The following is a 1,227-nucleotide window of genomic DNA, read 5'->3' as shown; positions in this document are numbered from 1 at the left end:
TCTGAGATGTCATGGCCCTACCCCGGGCCGCCTTGAAGGATGAGAATCTGGGCGGGGTCGGCTGTGCTCGTTCGCGCTTGGTGCACGTGAACCCGAGTCTGAGACTGATGCCTGGGGCCTTCCCGGCACCTCGAACTGTTGATCTCGTACACGCTTCACAGCGTCGTTGATCGGTTGGCCCCGCCGGCCCCGCCCGGATCGGTCCGGGGGACGGCGGGGAGGCCGAGGCATGGACGTGCTGATCGAGCGCTGCGCGGGGATCGACATCGGCAAGGACGAGGTGGTCGCCTGCGTGCGGACCCCGGCCCCGGGTGGGCGGGGCCGGCGCAAGCAGACCCGCACGTTCGCCACGTTCACCTCCTCGCTGGAGGCGATGGCCGACTGGTTCGCCGCCGAAGGCGTCACCGCCATCGCGATGGAGGCGACCGGGTCGTACTGGAAGCCGGTCTGGTACGTCCTCGAAGACCGCGCGGGCCAGGGCCAGCAGGGGCAGGGCTGGGAGTTGTTGCTGGTCAACGCCCACCACGTGAAGATCCTGCCGGGCCGCAAGACCGACGTGCTCGACGCGGAGTGGCTGGCCGAGCTGCTCGAACACGGGCTGCTGCGGGGCAGTTTCGTGCCCCCGCCGGTGATCCGGCAGTTGCGGGATCTGACCCGCTACCGCAAACGGCTCATCCAAGATCACACCAGCGAGTGCCAGCGCATCCAGAAGACCCTCGAAGACGCCGGCATCAAGCTCGACTCGGTCGCCTCGGATGTCCTCGGGGTGTCCGGGCGGGCCATGCTCGCCGCCCTGGTCGCCGGTGAACGCGACCCCGTCGTGCTCGCCGAGCTGGCCAAGGGCAAGCTCCGCAAGAAGATCCCCGCGCTGCGCCAAGCCTTACGCGGCCGGTTCACCGACCACCACGCGACGCTGATCGGGCTGTCCCTGGAGCACACCAGCTACCTCGAGGGCGCGATCGCCCGGCTCGACGACCGGGTCGACACCCTGTTCGCCACCCACACCGGGCCCGACCGGGGCAGCGAGCCCGGGGTCCCTTTCGCCCGGGCCCGTGACCGGCTCGACACCATCACCGGGGTCGGGAAACGGGCCGCCGAGACCGTCATCGCCGAGATCGGCGCCGACATGTCCCGCTTCCCCACCGCCGCGCACCTGGCCTCCTGGGCCGGCCTGGCCCCGGGCAACAACATCACCGGCGGCAAACGCGGCTCGGGCAAGACCACCCA

1 protein-coding gene is annotated in these 1,227 nt (G+C 70.3%); it reads left to right on the top strand.

What is annotated here, in order from left to right; translation table 11 throughout:
• Positions 1-229 precede the first annotated feature (229 nt).
• Positions 230-1,227: IS110 family RNA-guided transposase (locus PKE99_RS37585; RefSeq protein ID WP_271215033.1), on the top strand; the 998-nt coding region annotated here is incomplete at its 3' end.

The sequence above is a fragment of the Pseudonocardia halophobica genome (assembly GCF_027922425.1).
Taxonomy (GTDB): domain Bacteria; phylum Actinomycetota; class Actinomycetes; order Mycobacteriales; family Pseudonocardiaceae; genus Pseudonocardia; species Pseudonocardia halophobica.
Note: the sequence above shows the minus strand (reverse complement) of the source record. Positions and strands in the feature narration are given on the sequence as shown.